Annotated in this window: 7 protein-coding genes; all 7 read right to left on the bottom strand. The window is 73.6% G+C overall.

Annotated features, from left to right (window positions below):
- Nucleotides 1-69 precede the first annotated feature (69 nt).
- Nucleotides 70-12,051, bottom strand: a complete 11,982-nt coding sequence (locus AB0D44_RS10700) for an SDR family NAD(P)-dependent oxidoreductase (RefSeq protein ID WP_362587560.1) — start codon at nt 12,049-12,051, stop codon at nt 70-72.
- A gap of 82 nt (nt 12,052-12,133) precedes the next feature.
- A complete protein-coding gene (locus AB0D44_RS10705; RefSeq protein ID WP_362587563.1) occupies nt 12,134-13,771 on the bottom strand; it encodes a family 1 glycosylhydrolase in 1,638 nt (545 codons plus the stop codon).
- 843 nt (nt 13,772-14,614) lie between these two features.
- Nucleotides 14,615-15,031: a hypothetical protein gene (locus AB0D44_RS10710; protein ID WP_362587566.1), complete on the bottom strand. Its 417-nt coding sequence runs from the start codon at nt 15,029-15,031 to the stop codon at nt 14,615-14,617.
- A 51-nt stretch (nt 15,032-15,082) separates the two neighbouring features.
- Nucleotides 15,083-15,787, bottom strand: coding sequence for a hypothetical protein (locus AB0D44_RS10715; protein WP_362587569.1), 705 nt, complete (start codon nt 15,785-15,787; stop codon nt 15,083-15,085).
- 867 nt (nt 15,788-16,654) lie between these two features.
- Entirely contained in the window at nt 16,655-16,867 is a 213-nt protein-coding gene (locus AB0D44_RS10720) for a hypothetical protein (protein WP_362587572.1), read from the bottom strand.
- Nucleotides 16,860-17,030, bottom strand: coding sequence for a hypothetical protein (locus AB0D44_RS10725; protein ID WP_362587575.1), 171 nt, complete (start codon nt 17,028-17,030; stop codon nt 16,860-16,862). The genes AB0D44_RS10720 and AB0D44_RS10725 overlap by 8 nt, the downstream gene beginning before the upstream one ends.
- Before the next feature lie 89 nt (nt 17,031-17,119).
- Nucleotides 17,120-18,364, bottom strand: a complete 1,245-nt coding sequence (locus tag AB0D44_RS10730; protein ID WP_362587578.1) for a helix-turn-helix transcriptional regulator — start codon at nt 18,362-18,364, stop codon at nt 17,120-17,122.
- Nucleotides 18,365-18,479 lie beyond the last annotated feature (115 nt).

Raw genomic sequence — 18,479 nt, forward strand, 5'->3', positions numbered from 1 at the left:
CCTCGGAGGCCTTGCGGGAGGCCTTTCTAGAGGCGTTGCGGGAGGCCTTGCAGGAGGCTTTGCGAGGCCTTAGTCGAGGCCGAATCCCTCCGCCGCGAACAGGGCGTCGAGTTCGGCGTTGAGGTCCTCGACGGAGCGTTCGCCGTCGTCCGCGGCGTCGTCCGCGACGCCGAGGTCCTCGATCGCCGCAGCCGCAGCCGCCGCCGTCGCCGTCGTCGCCGTCGCCGTCGCCGTCGCCGTCGCAGCGGCCGCCGCCGCGGCGGGTACCGGAGCCGGGAGGTCCAGCCGGCTCAGGATCAGCCGCGCGATGTGCTCGGGCGTCGGGTGGTCGAAGGCGAGGGTCGCGGGCAGCGGTACCCCGCTCTCCGTCGCCAGGCGCCGGCGCAGCTCCACCGCCATCAGCGAGTCGAGGCCGAGCCCCTTGAGCACTTCCTGCGGGGAGAGGGATCCGGTCGAGTTCAGGCCCAGTACGGCGGCCACCTCGCGCAGCACCAGCTCCGTCACCTGGTCGGCCCACTGGTCCCCGGGCACCGCCAGCAGCCGCTCCCGCAGGCCGGCCGGGCTGCCGGAGGCGGCGGCCGGGGCCTCGGCCCGGCGCGGCCGGGACCGTACGAGGGACCGGAACAGGGCGGGCGCCGCCCTGCCCTGGTCCACCTCGCTCTGCGCGGCGCGCAGGTCGAGCTGCAGGGGTACGAAGTTGCCGGCCGGGCGGGCGAGTGCCGCGTCCAGCAGGTCCAGACCGTGCGCGAAGCCGAGCGGGGCGATGCCCTGGCGGCGCATCCGGTCCAGTTCCGCCGTGCCGAGGTGCGAGGTCATGCCGACCCCGGCCTGGTGCCACAGGCCCCAGGCGAGGCTGGTGACCGGGCGTCCCGCGGCCCGGCGGTGGGCCGCGTACGCGTCGAGGCAGGCGTTGGCCGCGCCGTAGATGCCCTGCCCCGCCGTGCCGACGGTGCCGGCGGCGGAGGAGAAGAACACGAACGCGGCGAGGTCCAGGCCCATGCCGGCGGTCACCTCGTCGAGGTGGACGGCGCCGGTCATCTTCGGCTCCATCACATGAGCGAGCCGCTGTGCGTCCTGGCCGAGGAGCAGACCGTCGTCCAGGACGCCCGCGAGGTGCAGGACCGCCGTCCAGGGCCGACCCTCCTCAGCAAGACCGAGCACCTTCTCCACGTCATCGCGACGACCGACATCACAGGCCTCTACCCGCACGCATTCCGCGCCTTCTTCCATGAGCTGGTGTATGAGTTCCGCGGCTCCGGGCGCATCGGCGCCCCGCCGTGAGGTGAGTACGAGGTGCCGGACGCCGTGTCGGCGGACCAGGTGGCGGGCGACCTCGCGGCCGAGCTCGCCGACGCCGCCCGTGATCAGGACGGTGCCCTGCGGATCGAGCGCGCGGGCCTCACCGGGAGCGGCGCCGGCGGCCGTACCGGCGCCCGTGCCGGTGGCGGTGGGCCGGTCGGCCGGGACCAGGCGGGCGGCCAGCAGTTGTCCTCCGCGCAGGGCGAGTTCCGGCTCGTCGGCGCAGGCCAGTGCGGTCTCGACGGCGTCCTTGGTGCTGTCGTGGCCGAGGTCCAGCAGGCGCAGGACTTGGCCGGGGTGTTCGGCGCGGGCCGACCTGACCAGGCCCCACAGGGGTGCGTAGGCCAGTCCGTCGACCGGGTCGCCCTCCACGGCGCCGATGCTGCCGCGGGTCACGAAGACGAGTTCGGTGCCGGCCAGCCGCTCGTCGGCCAGCAGGGCCTGGAGCAGGGCGAGGGTGTACTCGCCCCCGCGGAAGACGGCTTCGGACGGGCTCATGGCGGGGGCCCGGCCGGTCGTGTCCACGACGATGCGGGCGGGTGCCGGGGCGCCCGCGGCCAGCCGCGCGGACAGGGGCTCGATGCCGGGCAGCGTCTCGGTGCCGAGCAGCGAGGCGAGTTCCCCGGTTCCGCCGAGCACCAGGTCCGCGGTGCGGGACCCGGAGGCCGCGGCGGACGCCGGTACGGGCAGGAACGCGAGCCGGTGGAGGTCCTGAGCACCGGTGGAACGGGCCGCGCGCAGCTGGTCGGCGGTGGCCCGGCGCAGGTGGAGCGCGCCGACGCGGACGACGGGGGCACCCGCCGCGTCGGCGGCCCAGACCTGGACGGACTGGCCGGCCGCGGACTCTTCGACGTCGATGCGGACGCGGAGCTCCGCGCTGCCTGCCGCGAACAGCTCGACGTCCGTCCACTCGAACGGCAGCAGTGCGCCCTCGGGTTCGTCCTGTCCCGCCGTCGCGCCCTTCATGACGTGCAGGGCGGTGTCGAGGAGGGCGGGGTGCACGTTGTAGTCGGCGCCCGCGGCCGGGTCGGGGAGGCGTACGAGCCCGTAGGCCGTGCTGCCCTTGCGCCAGAGCTCGGTCAGGCCCCGGAAGGCCGGGCCGTAGTCGATGCCCTGGGCCTCGAAGCGGTCGTAGAACCCGTCGAGTCCGACCCGCTCGGCGCCGGCCACCGGCCAGCTGCGGAGGTCGGCGAACCCGTCGCGGACGAGCTGGGCGCTCTGGGTGCTCTGGGTGCTCTGGGCGTGGTGGTCGGGTTCGAGCAGCAGCTCGCCGCTCGCGTGGCGGGTCCAGGCGCGGCCGGGGCCGTCGGGCCGGCTGTGGAGGGCGATCGGGCGGCGGCCGTTGTGCGGGGCGCCCACGGTGATCTGGAGGCGTACGGCGTCCTCGATGACCAGCGGTTCGGCGAGGGTGAGTTCGGCGATGCCGGCGGCCCCCGCCTCGTGGGCGGCGGCCGTGGCCAGTTCGAGCAGGCCGGTGCCGGGGACGATGACCGAGCCGAAGACGGTGTGGTCGCGCAGCCACGGCTGGTCGGTGAGCGAGAGGCGGCCGGTGAAGACGTGGCCGTCGGCGTCGGCGAGTTCGATGCCCGCGCCGAGCCAGGGGTGCCGGGAGGCTTCCAGGCCCAGGGAGCCGGCGTCGCCGGAGGTCTGGGCGACGGGGAGCCAGAAGTGTTCGCGCTGGAAGGCGTACGAGGGCAGCGGTACGAGGTTTCCCGCGCCCAGGACGCGGTCCCAGTCGAGGTCGTGGCCCTGGACGTGGAGCAGGCCGAGGTTGCGCTGCAGCTGGGCCGGCGTTCCGTCGCGGCGGCTGAGCGAGCCGACGACGATGCCGCCGTGCTCGGCGCTGCCGTCGGTCAGCGGCATGGACAGCACCGGGTGGGCGCTGATCTCGACGAACACGCCGTGGCCGTCGTCCAGGAGGCGGTTCAGGGCCCGGTCGAAGCGGACCGGCTCGCGCAGGTTGCGGCACCAGTAGGTCCCGTCCAGCTCGCTGCCGTCGGCGACCTGGCCCGTGACCGTGGAGTAGAAGGCGAGGTCCGCGGACTGCGGGGTGATGCCGGTGAAGCCCTCCGCCAGTGCGGGGAGCAGCGGGTCCATCTGGGCGTTGTGGGACGCGTAGTCCACGTTGATCTTGCGGGCGTACACGTTCTGCTCGGAGAGCTCCGCCACGATCTTCGCGATCGCGTCGGCCTGACCCGAGATCACCGTCGAACCGGCCGTGTTCACCGCGGCGACGGAAAGTGCCTCCCCGTACGGGGCGATGAACTCCTCGACCTCCGCCACCGGCCGCTCGATCAGAGCCATACCGCCCTGACCAGCCAGGGCCAGGACGGCCTGGGAACGCTGGGCGACGATCTGCGAGCCCTGCTCCAGAGTCAGAGCACCGCTCACGACAGCGGCGACGACCTCTCCCTGCGAGTGACCCACCACCGCGGACGGCTCCACACCCAGCGAGCGCCAGACCGCGGACAGGCCCACACCCATGGCGAACAGGGCGGGCTGCACCACGTCCACCCGGTCGAACGGCGGGTGGTCACCCTCCTCCCCCGCCAGCACCTCGCGCACCGACCAGCCCGTGAACGGACGCAGAGCAGCGTCACAGGCGTCGATCGTCTGCCGGAAGGTCTCGTTCTCGGCGAGCAGCGCACGGCCCATGCCGACCCACTGCGAGCCCTGACCCGGATAGACGAACACGACCTTGCCGCGGCGCGCGGCCGAACCCGTCACGACCGCGTCGTGCGCGTCGCCCTCGGCGAGCGCACGCAGCGCCTCCACCAGACCGGCGGAGTCCGCCGCGACGACGCTCGCCCGGGACTCGAAGTGCGTCCGGTGCCGGGCGGCCGTGGCCGCCACGTCCGCCAGCGGCACGCCGGGCCGTTCCTCGACCCAGTCCGCCCAGCGGGCGGCCTGCTCGCGCAGCGCGGTGTCGTCACGGCCCGACACGACCACCGGGTACGAGGAGGCGGTCGTCCCGGTGTCCGGGGCGGCGGCCGGTGCGGTGGCCGGGGGTTCCTCCAGCACCACGTGGGCGTTGGTACCGCTCAGGCCGAAGGAGGAGACGCCCGCGCGGCGCGGGCGCGAGGCGTCGCGCTCCCACGGAGTGAACGCGTCGACGACCCGGACGGGCAGTTCGTCCCAGGCGATGTTCGGGTTGCGCGGCGAGCTGTTCAGGGTCGCCGGGAGGGCGTCCTGCCGGAAGGAGGCGAGCATCTTGCACACGCCCGCGACGCCGGCCGCCGACTCCAGGTGCCCGATGACGCTCTTGGCGGTACCCAGCCCGAGCTCGCGGCCCGGCGCGCGGCCTTCGCCGTAGACCGCGGCCAGTGCCTGGACCTCGATCGGGTCGCCGAGCGAGGTGCCCGTGCCGTGGCATTCGACGTAGTCGACGTCGGCGGGTGCGAGGCCGGCCGAGGCGAGGGCGGCGCGGATGACCTTCTGCTGGGAGGTGCCGTTGGGGGCGGTGATGCCGCTGCTGGCGCCGTCGTGGTTGATGGCGGTCGCCCGGATGACCCCGAGGACCGTGCGGTTCTGCGCCTGCGCGTCCGAGAGCCGCATGAGGGCGAGCACGCCGACGCCCTCGCCGCGCCCGTAGCCGTCGGCCTCGGCGGAGAAGGTCTTGCTGCGGCCGTCCGGGGACAGGGCGTGCGAGCGGCTCAGCGCGATGAAGGAACCCGGGTCGGCGAGCACCTGCACGCCGCCGGCCAGGGCGAGTTCGCACTCGTCGTTGCGCAGCGCCTCGCAGGCCAGGTGCAGGGCGACCAGGGACGAGGAGCAGGCGGTGTCGACGGACAGCGCCGGGCCCTGGAGGCCGAGGTGGTAGGAGAGGCGGCCCGCGTTGAAGCTGGGGAGGGTGCCGGTGAGCGTGTACGTGTCGGGGGCCCCGCCCTGCCGGTACTTGCCGTACTCGCCGACACCCGCGCCGACGAAGACGCCCGTACGGGAGTCGCGCAGCTCGCGGGGCCGGATCCCGGCGTCCTCGAGGGAGGTCCAGGCCGCTTCGAGGAGCAGGCGGTGCTGGGGGTCCATCGGCTCGGCCTCGCGGGGGCTGATGCCGAAGAAGGCGGCGTCGAAGTGGGCGACGTCGTCGAGGAAGGAGGCGTGGCGGGCGTACGTACGGCCTTCCGCGTCCGGGTCGGCGTCGTAGAAGGCGTCGATGTCGAAGCGGTCCCCGGGCACGGTGGTGACGGTGTCGCGGCCTTCGGCGAGGACGGTCCAGAGGCTGTCGAGGTCGTGGGCGCCGCCGGGCATGCGCAGGCCCACGCCGACGATGGCGAGGGGCTCGTCCGCGTGGCCGGAGCGGGGGCCGGACGGGGCGGTGGCCGTGGCGGCCGCGGGAGCCTCGGGGGTGAGCTTGGCGAGCAGCCAGTCGGTGGCGGTGGTGAGGTTCGGGCAGTCGAAGGCCAGCGTCTTGGGGGTGGTGACGCCGGTGCGCTTCTGGACGCCGGCGGCGAAGTCGATGGACATCATCGAGCCGAAGCCCAGGTCCTTGAACCCGCGGTCCGGGTCGAGGGACTGCGGGTCCTTGATGCCGAGTACGGCGGCGGCCTCGGCGGCGAGCACGGCCCGTACGTGGGCCGCGCGGTCCGCCTCGGGCAGGGCCAGGACTGCGGACAGGAACGGGTTCCCGCCGTCGGCCGCGGCGCCGGCGCCGGTTGCGGTGGCGGCCGGAGCCGTACGGGCCTCCGGGATCTCGTCGAGGAAGCGGCGCGGGCGGGTTTCGCCGTAGCCGGCGGCGGCCTTCTGCCAGTCGATGTCGGCGACGACCAGGGAGCGGCCCGAGGCGAGCGCCGAGTCCAGGGCCGTCAGGGCGCGGGCCACGGCCATGGGGGCCAGTCCGGCGGCGCGCAGCTGGGCCTCGGCCGCGCCGTGCGTCATGCCGCCGTCGGCCCAGGGTCCCCAGGCGAGGCTGAGGGCGGGCACGTCGGCGGCGCGCAGGCTTTCGGCGAAGGCGTCGAGGGCGGCGTTGGCCATGGCGTAGTTGGCCTGGCCGAGGTTGCCGAGGACGCCGACGACGGAGGAGTAGAGGACGAACGCGTCGAGGGCGTGGTCGCGGGTGAGCTCGGCCAGCAGGCGGGCCGCGCCGAGCTTGGGCGCCGCGGAGGCGGCCAGGGCCTCGGGGTCGAGGCGGTCCAGGAGGCGGTCGTCGAGGACGCCCGCGGTGTGGAAGACGGCGCGCAGGGGCGGCTGCTCCGCCTCCAGGCCGTCCAGGAGCCGCTGGGTCTGCTCGCGGTCGGTGAGGTCGCAGGCGGCGAAGGTGACGCGGGCGCCGGCGGCCTCGAGGCGGGCGGTGAGCTCGGCGGCTCCCTCGGCCCGGGCGCCTCGTCTGGAGACGAGGACGAGGTGTTCGGCGCCGCGCTCGGCGAGGCGCTGGGCGAGGTGGCCGGCGAGGGCGCCGCTGCCGCCGGTGATGAGGACGGTGCCGCGGGGGGTCCAGGGGGTGGCGGCGGGCACGGTGGCCCGGCGCAGCCTGCGGACGTACGCGCCGAGGGGGCGCAGCGCCAGGTGCTCCTCGCGGGAGCCGGCGCCCCCGGCGGAGGCAGCGGTGACGGCCGCGGCGAGGCGCGGGGTTTCGGCCAGGGCCTGGGCGGGGTCGGCGGGGAGGTCGACGAGGCCGCCCCAGCGGCTGCCGTGTTCCAGGGCGATGACGTGGCCCAGGCCCCAGGCGAGGGCCTGGTCGGGGCGGGGGGCCGGGTCGGCGGGTGCGGCGTGGACGGCGCCCTGGGTGACGAGCCACAGCGGGGCGCGGACGGCGGCGTCGCCGAGGGCCTGGACGAGGGCCAGGGTCTGGGCGGCGCCCGTGGTGGTGGCCGGGTGGGCGGGGTGGGCGGTGGTGTCGGCGGGGGTGAGGGCGAGTACGCCGGCGAGCTGCCGCTCGCCGAGCTCCGCGCCGAGTGCGGCCAACGGGGCCCCGTAGCCGGTGCGGTCGTCGTGGGCCGGGAGGATGTGGACGGTGGCCCCGGCAGCCGTGAGCGCCTCGGCGACGGCGGCGACGAGGGCCGGCTCCCCGGCGGGGGCGGCGGCCTGGGCCGGGGCTTCGGGCGCGGCGAGCGCCTGGGCGGGGGTTTCGGCGCCGGGGGCGGAGGCTGCGTAGGTTTCGGCGCCGGTGGCGGAGCCTGCACGGGTCTCGGCGCCGGTGGCGGAGCCTGCACGGGTTTCGGCGCCGGTGGCGGAGGCTGTCCGGGTCTCGGCGCCGGTGGCGGAGCCTGCACGGGTCTCGGCGCCGGTGGCGGTCGTCGGCTGGGTGGGGGTGACCAGGAGCCAGTGGCCCGGTGTGGCCGCGGGTGTGGGAAGGGTGCGGGTGGGCTCCCACGTTTGCTCGTACAGCCAGTCGGCGACGGTGTCGGCGTGGTCCTGGCGTTCGCGCCAGGCGGCGAGGTGGGGCAGCAGGGCGGCGACGGCGGTGCTGTCGGTGACGCTGTCGGCGATGCCGAGGAGTTCGGCGACGCGGTCGGCCGCGCCGCTTCCGACGGCCTGCCACAGCGCGTCGTCGGCGCCGGAGCGGCCGCCGCGGACCCGGTCGGGGGCCTCGATCCAGTGGCGTTCGCGCTGGAAGGCGTACGTGGGCAGGTCGGTGACGGTGGCGCAGGTGCCGGTGAACACCTTGCACCAGTCGACGTCCTGGCCGCTGACGTGCAGCGCGCCGAGGGCCTGGACGAGGGTGCGGGCCTCGTCGCTCTCGTCGGCCCGCTGGGAGGCGATGAAGGGGACCTCGCGCGCGACGCAGCCGGCGCCCGTCGCGGACAGCACGGCGGCGGGACCGCATTCGAGGTAGCGGGCGATGCCGGCCCCCTCCAGGGTGGCCATGGCGTCGAGGAAGCGGACGGGTTCGCGGACCTGGCGCACCCAGTACTCCGCGGAGCGCATGCCCTCGCCCGGTGCGAGGTCGGTGTCCGTCCAGGTGCCGGTGACGGTGGAGACGAGCGGGATCCGCGGGGCGTCGAACACGCACTCCTGGGCCACGGCCCGGTAGGCGTCGAGCATCGCGTCCATGTGCGGGCTGTGGAAGGCGTGGGAGACCTCCAGCCTGCGCGTGCGGCGCCCCCGGGCGGCGAACCGGCCGATGACGGCGGTGACGGCCGCGGCGTCGCCGCTGACGACGGTCTGCGCCGGACCGTTGAGCCCGGCGACCGCGATCCGGCCGTCCACGTCCGCGAGGACGTCCAGCACCTCGGCCTCGGACGCCTCGACGGAGGCCATCGCCCCGCCCCGCTCGCAGGCCTGCATGAGGCGGCCGCGGGCGGCCACCAGCCGGGCCGCGTCGGCCAGGCCCAGCACGCCGGCCGCGTGCGCGGCCGCGAGTTCGCCGACCGAGTGGCCGGCCAGGACGCGCGGCTGCACGCCCCAGGCCTGCCACTGGCGGAAGAGGGCGACCTCGACGGCGAACAGGGCGGGCTGGGTGAACTCGGTCTCGTGGACCAGTGCCCCGTCGGCGCCGTCGGGATCGGCGAACAGGACGGCGACGAGCGGGATCCGCAGGTGGCGGTCGAGTTCCGCGCACACGTCGTCGAAGGCCTGGCGGAAGGCGGGCAGGGCCCCGTACAGGGCGCGTCCCATGGCGAGGCGCTGGCTGCCCTGCCCGGTGAAGAGGACCGCCAGGTCGCCCTGGCGGGCGGTGCCCTCGGTCAGGGCCCGGTGCGGCGCTCCCTGGGCGAGGGCGCGCAGGGCTTCGGCGGCTTCGTCGGCGGTGGAGGCGACGGCCACGGCCCGGTGCTCCAGGTGCGAGCGGCGGCCTGCGGCGGTGTACGCGGTGTCGAGGAGGGTGGCCGTGGAGGCGCCGGCCAGGTGGTCGGCGAGGGCGGCGGCGTTCGCGGCGAGGGCGGCGGCGCTCTTGCCGGAGACGGTCACGGCGACGGGAGCGGTGGGGGCGGGGCGCTGGGGCCGGCCGGTGACGGCGCCCCAGTCCACGTCGTAGCCCTCGCACCACAGGCGGACGGCGACGTCCTCGAGGGAGCGGCGGGCGGAGCGGTCGCGTCGGCCGGTGACCAGGACCGTGGAGGGGCCGGGGGCGGGCCCGGTGCGGCCGGCGTCGGCGCCCGCCTCGGCGAGTGCGGTCAGGGTGCGCTTGAGGGAGTGCCGGGCGACGGGGTGCGGGGCGATCTCGACGATCGCCAGGCCCCGTTCGTCGGTGAGCGCGGTGACGGCCTCGGTGATCAGCATGGGGGCGCACATGTTGCGGGCCCAGTACGCGGCGTCGAGGGCGGTGCCGTCGGTGAAGCCGTTGGTGACGGTCGACCAGAAGGGGATGGCGGCCGGGCGGGTGCGCAGGGTGCCCAGACGGCGTTCGAGTTCGGGGGCGAGGGCGGCGAGCTGCTCACTGTGGGAGGCGTAGTCGATGTGGACGCGCTGGCAGCGCACCCCGGCCTCGGCGAGTTCGCGTTCCACGGCGGCCACGGCGTCCAGCGGTCCGGACACGGCGCTCTGGCCGGGGGCGAGGTGTCCGGCGAGGGAGATCCGGCCGGGGTGGCGGGCGACGAGCTCGCGGGCGCGCTCGAGCGGGAGTTCGCACAGCAGCAGGGTGCCCTGGCCGGCGGCGCGTTCGGTGATGAGCTGCGACCAGGTGCCGATGAGGCGGGCGCCTTCGCCCAGCGGCAGGGCGCCGGCCACGACGGCGGCGGCGACCTCGCCGATGCTCTGGCCGAAGACGGTGCACGGCTCCAGGCCCCAGGCCTCCAGGGTGCGGGCGAGGGCGACCTGCACGGCGAACAGGACGGGCTGGACGACGTCGGTGCGGTCCAGGCGGGAGGTGTCGGGGCCGGCGAGCAGTTCCTCGGTGACCGACCAGCCGGTGGCCTCGCGGATCGCGGTGTCGCAGGCGTCGAGTGCGGTGCGGAAGGCGGGTTCGGCGAGCAGGTCGCGGCCCATGCCGAGCCACTGCGATCCGTGGCCGGAGAAGAAGAAGGCCAGCGAGGGGCGGGCGCCGGGGGTGCGCGGCGTGCGGTTCTCGAGGCGCTCGCGCAGGGCGTCGGCGAGCTCGTCGGGGTGGTTCACGGCGGCGACGATCCGCTGGGTTCCGGCGGCGCGGGCGAGGAGTTCGGGGGCGTACCAGCCGTGGCCGCTGCCGGCGCGGGCGGCCAGCGCCCCGGCGGCGTCGCGCAGTTCCTCGTCGGTGTCGGCGGCCAGCGGTACGAGCAGGCGCCGCCGGTAGGGGGCCTCCTCGAGGGCGATGTGGGCGTTGGTGCCGCCGAAGCCGAAGCCGCTGACGCCGGCGTACCGGCGGCCGCCCTGCGGCCAGGGGCGGCGCTCGGCGACGACCTCGAGGCGGCCGGCCTCGAAGTCGATGTGCGGGTTGGGGGTCTCGAAGTGCAGGCTGGCGGGGAGTTCGCCGTGGTGCAGGGCGAGGGCGGTCTTCATCAGGCCGACGACGCCCGCGGCGGGTTCCAGGTGGCCGAAGTTGGTCTTCGCGGAGCCGATGCGCAGGGGTTCTTCGCGGCCTTCGGCGAAGACGCTGCCCAGGGCCTCGGCTTCGATGGGGTCGCCCAGGAGGGTGCCGGTGCCGTGGGCCTCGACGTAGGAGACGTGCCGGGGGGCGACGGCGGCGTCCTGCCAGGCGGCGCGCAGCACCTCGGTCTGGGCGCGCGGATTGGGGGCGGTGAGGCCGTTGGAGGCGCCGTCGTTGTTGACGGCGCTGCCGCGGATGACGGCGTAGATCCGGTCGCCTTCGGCGAGGGCGTCGGACAGGCGGCGCAGGACGACGATGCCGCAGCCCTCGCCGCGTACGTAGCCGCCCGCGCCGGCGTCGAAGGCGCGGCACTGGCCGTCGGGGTTCATGCCGCCGAACTTCGTCATGGCGACGGTGGTGTGCGGGCTGAGCATGATGTTGACGCCGCCGGCGAGGGCGAGGTCGGACTCGCCGGAGCGCAGGCTCTGGACGGCGAGGTGGGTGGCGGTCAGCGAGGAGCTGCAGGCGGTGGCGACGGCGAGGGCGGGGCCGTGCAGGCCGAGGGTGTAGGCGATGCGGGCGGGGATGATCGAGTTGTCCCAGCCGGTGGCGGAGTGGGTCTCGATGGTGTCCGGATCGGCGCCGGTGGCCAGGTGGTACTCCTGCGCCATGGTGCCCATGAACACGCCGGTGCGGGTGCCCGCGAGGTCGCCGTGGACGATGCGGGCGTCCTCGACGGCCGCCCAGGCGGTCTCCAGGGCCATGCGCTGCTGGGGGTCCATCTGGCGGGCTTCGGCGGGCGAGATGCGGAACAGCTCGGCGTCGAAGCCGGCGACGTCGTCGAGGAAGCCGCCCCAGCGGGTGGTCATCCGGCCGGGGGCGCGGGGGTCGGGGTCGAGCCACTCGTCGGCGTTCCAGCGGTCGCGCGGGACCTCGCGCACGGCGTCGATGCCGTCGAGGAGGCTCTGCCACAGGGCGTCGGGGGTCTCGATGCCGCCGGGCAGCCGGCAGCCGAGGCCGACGACGGCAATGGGTTCCTGCGCGTGGGCGCGGGTGCGGGTGCGGGCGGCGCCGGCGCCGGGAGCCGCGGGGCGGTCGTCGCCCGCGAGGTGTCCGGCGAGGGCGGCCACGGTGGGGTACTGCCAGGCGACCCAGGCGGGGACGGGGCGGCCGAGCCAGGCTGCGGTGCTCTCCAGCATCGCCACGATGGAGACGGACGTCATTCCCAGGTCCCGCAGGGAACGGTTCTCGTCCACCGACTCGGCGCCGATCTCCAGGAGTCCGGCGATCGTCTCCCGCAGCCGCGCGGCTATGTCCGCGGCGACGGGCACGGGTGCGTCAGCGGCGGGGCTGTTCACCTGGGCGTTGCTCATCTGGGCATCCTTGGAGATCGTTCGGACCGAGGCCTCGGCGTAGGACGGGTGGCCGGGCGCGGTGTGCGCCCGGCCGTGGGGGTCAGTCCCGGCGGCCGGTGACGGCCGGGTCGGCGGTGCCCGCGGGAGCGGCGGGGGCGTTGCCCGGCTCCGGGGTGAGCGGGCCGCTGCCGCCGTACTGGGCGCGCAGGGCCGGGCTCAGGGTGCGGGAGCCGGCGATCTGGGCGTAGACGCCCACCGCTTCGGTGGGGGTGCGCTTCATCGTGGTGCGGTCGACGGCGTAGAGGCCGAAGCGCGGCTTGTAGCCGCCGAGCCACTCGAAGTTGTCCATCAGGCTCCAGTGGTAGTAGCCGCGGACGTCGACTCCTTCGGCGCGCACCCGCTGGATCTGCTCCAGGGCGCGGACGATGAACTCGGCGCGTCGGGTGCCCGAGGCGGTGGCCATGCCGGACTCGGAGACGAGCAGCGGCAGGCCCTTGTAGCGGCGGCTGAAGTCCTTGAGGACCGGGTAGAGGCCCTGGGGGTCCGACTCGTAGCCCATGTCGGGGATGAAGTAGGTCGGGTCCTTGAGCGGGAAGCAGGGCGGCGCGCCGCACACGTCGACGTTGATGACGGGCAGGGTGGTCGGCCCGGGGGTGGTCGGGTCGGTGACGCCGGTGCGGTCGTAGAGCTGGATGCCGAGCCAGTCCAGGGTGTTCTTCCACTCCGGGTGCTGCTCGTCGGGCGTGCCGTCGTAGTTGGCGTCGAAGGTGCCGTTGCGCAGCGAGTCGAGGAAGTTCAGCTCGAAGAAGCGGCGGAAGCGGTCCCGGGCGGCGATGTCGCGGGGCTCGGTGCTGATCTTGCCGTCGCGGACGGCCTCGTACTGCTTGACGCTGGCGGTCAGGCCGACGCTGGCGCCCGGGTCCACCTTCTTGATCGCCTTGTACATGGCGGCGTGGGCGGCGATGTACGTGCGCACGGCCGGAGCGAACTTCGTGTCGAAGTTCGTGGGGAGGTTGGCCTTGCCGGGCGGGCCCGCGCCGAAGGCGTGCGAGAACATCATGTACACGCCGGGCTCGTTGAGGGTCACCCACTCGCGGACCCGGTCGCCGAACCGCTCGGCGAGCAGCTTGGAGTGGTCGGCCATGGCCTGGACGACGAGCGGCCCGCCCTGGGGGTGGTCGAGCCCGCAGAGGTTGGTGTCCGAGGGGCCCGCCGCGCAGGTGAGGTCCTCGGGGTTGTCCACCCACACCGGGTTGGCGAAGTGGTGGATGGTGACGACCGGGCGGATGCCGCGGGCGACGAGGGCGTCGATCACCTTGTTGTAGTGGGCGATCGCCTGCTCGTCGATCTGGCCGCGGCGGGGCTCGATGCGCGCCCACTCGATGCCGAAGCGGTACGAGTCGACCTTCAGGGCGGCGATGAGGTCGATGTCCTCGATGGCCAGCGTGTAGCCGTCGACGCCCTCGCCGACGGCGGGGCTCTTGCCCATGCCGCCTTCGGCGACGGGCTGGGTCCACTTGTACCAGTCGGTGTTGGTGTTCTGGTCCTCGATCTGGGTAGCGGAGCTCGAGACACCGAACCGGAAGCTGCCCTTGCCGAACGGCGAGGAGAGGGAGCCCGGCAGCGCGAAGCGCGCCGGCCGCTGGGTCGGGGAGGAGGCTTCCTCGGCGGCCGCCGTGGGAATCAGGAGTCCTGCGGTGAGGATCACCGCCGCCGCGGTCTGCAACAGTCGTTTCACGATGCCTTCCAGAGGGGGCCGAGGGCTGAGTCGTCCGCCCCCACCCTCGTGAGACCGTCTCGAAAGGCGCTGGAGGCGCCGTACAGCCCGGGCCCCCGGACTCGCCCCCGGCCGGGGAGTTCGCGTCACGGACACTGGTGGGGGCGCGGGAGCAGACCGTGGACGCCGGGAACCGGGCGGTGCTCACTCGGCGTTGGCACTCAGGCTGCCTGGAGGGAAGCGTCATTACCTTGGGCGAGGAATCGCCCAAGCACATATCCGAGGCGGGGGCACGTGGAACTGAAGAGGGATGTCTCCCTGACGGCCTGGCGGGCCCCTGCCCGCCACGAGGCCGTATATGCAAGCGCCAGCACGCCCCTGGGCCCCGTCATCCTGACCCGGCGGCCTGGAGACCGAGCGGACGCCCAATCGGCCGCGGAAGCGCGGGAGGACTGGGACCTGTCCCTCCAAGGTGAGCAGCGCCTGCGTGCTCACGGGCTTGCAGCTCCGGGTTTCTTGTCCCGCAAGCTACTCCGCAGGGGAATCACGGTCGGCCTGGACAACGAGGCGTGCCGAGTTGCGGTCTCTTCCGCTTACTCCCGACCGAAGCGATCGGTCTGCTTCAGGGGACCTGCTGTCGATCTGGCGTTCACCACGAGGGGACTGGGCATTGATCTGCTGGAACGCGGTGAGGCCCGGGCGGTGAGGAAGGCCGGGGCCTGGCGGTTCGCCGCCCCCACGGCGGCTGCCGTTCTTGCCGTGTGTCTGTTCGAGTGGGCCGACATGGACTACTTCCTCCGTACGCCCGGTCTTCGGCTGCTCTAGGCCTCGATCGTTCAGAGTCCCGTGCGGCTCCGGGCCCGGTCAGGCGACCTGGAGCTTCGGGCGTCCCGTGGGGGCGGGCGGGGCCTGGTGGTAGGTCGGGAGCTTCAGGTTCGGCAGGTCCCCCGCCTGGATGCGGACGAGGGCGGCGCGGAACGCCTCCTCCATGGTCTCCGGGGTCTCGTACTTGGCCGCGAGCGGGTGAAGACTGTACGAATTGCCGGCGCGCTCCTCGCTGCGCGGCCGCAGCACGATGTTCAGGTCACACAGCGGCGCCATGAGCCCGCTGACGGCCTGCGGCGTGACCCCGTACTCGGCGGCCATGTCCTTCTGCCGGACCGGGAGCGAGCCCCCGAACTCGCTGCGGGAGACGAGGTACTGGAGGAACTTGACGGCGGACCCTGACAGCGGCAGGGCCCAGATGCGCTCCGCGACGATCGGAGACATGACGTTGGCCATGGGACAACCTTCCTCGTGAGCGATCGCCCGTGCTCGGGCCTGGCAGCGCCATCACCCGGTTCGCTTCCTTGCCTGGAGATCTTCCTTGACCCCGAAGTCGAGGTCCAGCTCTTCCTGATGGGCCCCTTCCGGTCCCACCCCGTACGGAAACGACTCCGGGTCGTACTCGTGCCTCTCGCCGATCTCGGCGAGGACCTCGTGCTGGGCCGTGCTGTTGCCCTGGAACCACAGGCGCACGTTGATCTGGATCCGGCCGTTGCCGGCCTTTTCCACCCAGTTGTAGCCGCAGAGCGCTTGCACGGCACGGTTCACCGTGGAGCGCGTGATCATTTTGCCGCCCTTCTGAGCGGCAATCTTGTTCAGTCCGTCCGTGATCTCCTGCTGCGTGTACTGGGTGATGCCGGTGCCCGGCACCTGTCCCCCGGCGACGAAGAGGAACACGCAGAGCTGGGACTTGGTGATGCTGTTCGCGACGGCCAACTGGGCCAGCAACTGCGTGAACCAGTTGCTGGCCAGGCTGTAACCGGCTCCCCCGGCCATGTCGTGCACGGCCTTCGGGTCAGCCGCGTACTCGAAGTGGACTCCCGTGAGCCGGCGACGGCCGCTGGGGTCGGCCGCGTGTGCCACCTTCTCCCCGAGCTGCTGCCCGAGGACGGCCAGGATGTCGCCGTACTCGGCCTCGCTGCCGGTGGCGGCAGGGACGGGTACAGGCCGGGGCCCGCGCTGTCGACGACGTGCGGGCGGATCAGATGTCACAGGACCTCCTTGTTCTTCAGGCGGTCCCAGACTATCCAAAAATCAACGCCTGCTTGACTTTTGACGTGTCGACAGGTCTGCAGACGCCGCCGATCCGGCATCCGTTCGACCCACGCCCCAGAAGTACACAAGGCGTGAAGTTTCCCTGCCCGCAAGCGCCTAAAATCAACGGCTGCTTGAGTTGGCGTGTCGCAATGAGGGCACATAGGTGTAGGAGACACGCAGCTTGCGAGGCACTGTACGTCGATAGGCCCAACCCCCTGACCTGCAGCGATCCGGAGCCGATCAGCCTCTCCCGAAAATCAACCGGTGCTTGATTCTTTCGCGAAATGTGCTCGCTGGGAACACATATGGGGACTGGAAGTGTGCCCTGGGGGACACATGCCGTGCGACGAACCAGCTGGTCAGAGGCCCATAAGACGTGGCGCTCTCTTACTAAAGAGCAACCCGCCACGGTCGTCGGCGAATGAGTGCTCCCCTGTCAGTTGCACTCCCTGGAGCGCCATATGACCGACCATCACCGTGATGGGTCACTCACATGCGGCCCTCCGCCCATCCCGCTCGAACGTGCACCACCGAATGTGCGCCCCGACGCTCGGTTCGTCGAACGAGCACGGCCAGTGGCCACCCGCACCACCTCCGGCCTCAGCCACGCTTCCATGTTTCACAGCACGTCCGACGCGCAGTCGCCCATGATGACCGGCCACCCCGGCGGGGCACCGCAAGCCCGCCAGGGCTGAGGAGCTACCGACCCTGGGCGTACTCGGTCGGATGTGCGGGTCTGGCCAGGGCGCGGCAGGTGGCGGGCCTTGGCCGAGGGGCCTCGGAACGCAGCCGGCCGCCGGCCTGCTCGCCGCCCGGCCCGGATCAGTCGCCGACCGCCTCGACGTTGCCGACGGCGGTGGAGAACTCACGGCCGTTCGCGCCGCGGATGTAGGCCAGCTCCGCCCAGTGTTCGATGCCGGTCGCGGAGACGTTCTCGTTGATGACGGCCATCAGCACGCCCTCGACGCCGGAGGCGATGTCGCGGACGCGCTTGCGGAGCAGGCGGTGCGGCACGTACGCGTACGCCTCAGCCATCGGACAGCCCCCCGGTCGCGAGGAAGCGCTCCCAGCCGGCCAGCGCGCGGTCGAGGAGGTCCGGGCCGGGCTCCCCGACCGCGCGGATGCCCGCCTGGGCGTTGTCCGGGGTGTCGATGCCGAGCACGCCTCGGGTGCAGCGGGGCATGGTGCAGCTGGTCACAGGGTTGCTCCCTACCGTCGTCAGCGGGTGGTCAGGACGACGGTAGGGGCGGGCACGGGGAGGCAGGGGCACGGATTGTGCCCCCTCGATTACGCGGTCAGCAGGCCGAGCCGGGCAGCGAGGGCGGACGCCCGGCGGCGCCGGGCGGGGCTCTTGGCCTCGGCCTCCTCCAACACGATGCGCTTGGCGTATCCGTTGTACTGGACGGTCTCCGGTGCCGCCTCGTGGGCCTGTGCCAGCGTGGCCAGTGCCACGTCGGGCTGGGCGTCCAGGTGATAAGCGCGGGCCTGCTCGATCCGGTGCCGGGCCCGTCGCGGCCGGGACGGAATCGCTTCGGCCTCGGCGCGGGCTGCCTGCCGCGCCGACTCCCCGCCGGCGTGCAGCTCCACGGCCACCGTGACGGCGTGTGCGCCGATGACGGCCCGGGAGAAGGAGGTCACGGGGTGGAAGTACCCTGCGGGCAGGCCCTCGGCCAGTGCCCGGGCCTCGTCCCAGTACCGCCACGCCGTACCCGTTTCCCCGCGTCGGGCCGCAGTCAGCCCGGCCTCGACCGTGAGCGCGCCGGCCACAGCCCGCACGTCCGCTCCGGCATCGGGAAGGAGCGGCTTCAGGTAGCCGAGGGTCTCCAGGTTGACTGCGTCCGCCGCATCCAAGTGCGCGCTCTCACGGTGCGCCTGTGTGGTCAGCCACGCGGCCAGACCGATGGCGTGCGGGTCCTCGGAGTCCTGCGCGGCCATCATGGCGCGCTCGGCGACCCGCCATACGAGGGGCGCGTCGGGCTGATAGGCGCAGAAGAACTGGGCGAGGAAGTACACCTGCGCCAAGGATGCTTGCGCGGCCTTGCGGTCGGCGACCGTCTCGGCCTGCCGCACGCACGCCTGCGCATCGCGGATCAGGTCGGGCAGCAGGGAACCGATGACGTCACGGTGGTTGGGCGCCGAGTGACGGGCCGACCATGCGCGGGCCAGTCGGGCCGACAGGTGCGCGGCGGGCGGGGCTTCGGGCCCGCCGCCGAGTTGGAGCGAGTTGAGTGCTTCGCGGACCGCGGCGAAGCGGGGATGCCCGGGGCCGGTGAACAGGCTGACGCGCAGGGACTGGTCGCCCGTGAGGTCGGACAGGTCCCGGACGCGCAACACTTCGGCCAGGCGCAGGATGACCGGCAGGTGGGGGGTCTTCAGACGCCCGGTTTCGAGAGCCTTGACCCACGATCCGGACCGGCCGGTGAGACCGCCGAGTTGGTCGCGGGTGAGCCCTCGCCGATTGCGGAGAATCAGGAGCCTCTGGCCGAAGAGCAACTGATCGCGGTACGGGTCCGGCGTAGCATCGGTGGACATGGGCCTTGCCCCTCTCCTTGCAGCTCGACACGGACAGGGTAGGCGGCAGGGCCGCTTCCATGTGGTCCTACCGGTCTCACGGCCACCACCCCGATCCCCGACCGCATCCGGAACG

The organism is Streptomyces sp. NPDC048349, assembly GCF_040651925.1.
In the GTDB taxonomy this organism is placed as follows: Bacteria; Actinomycetota; Actinomycetes; order Streptomycetales; family Streptomycetaceae; genus Streptomyces.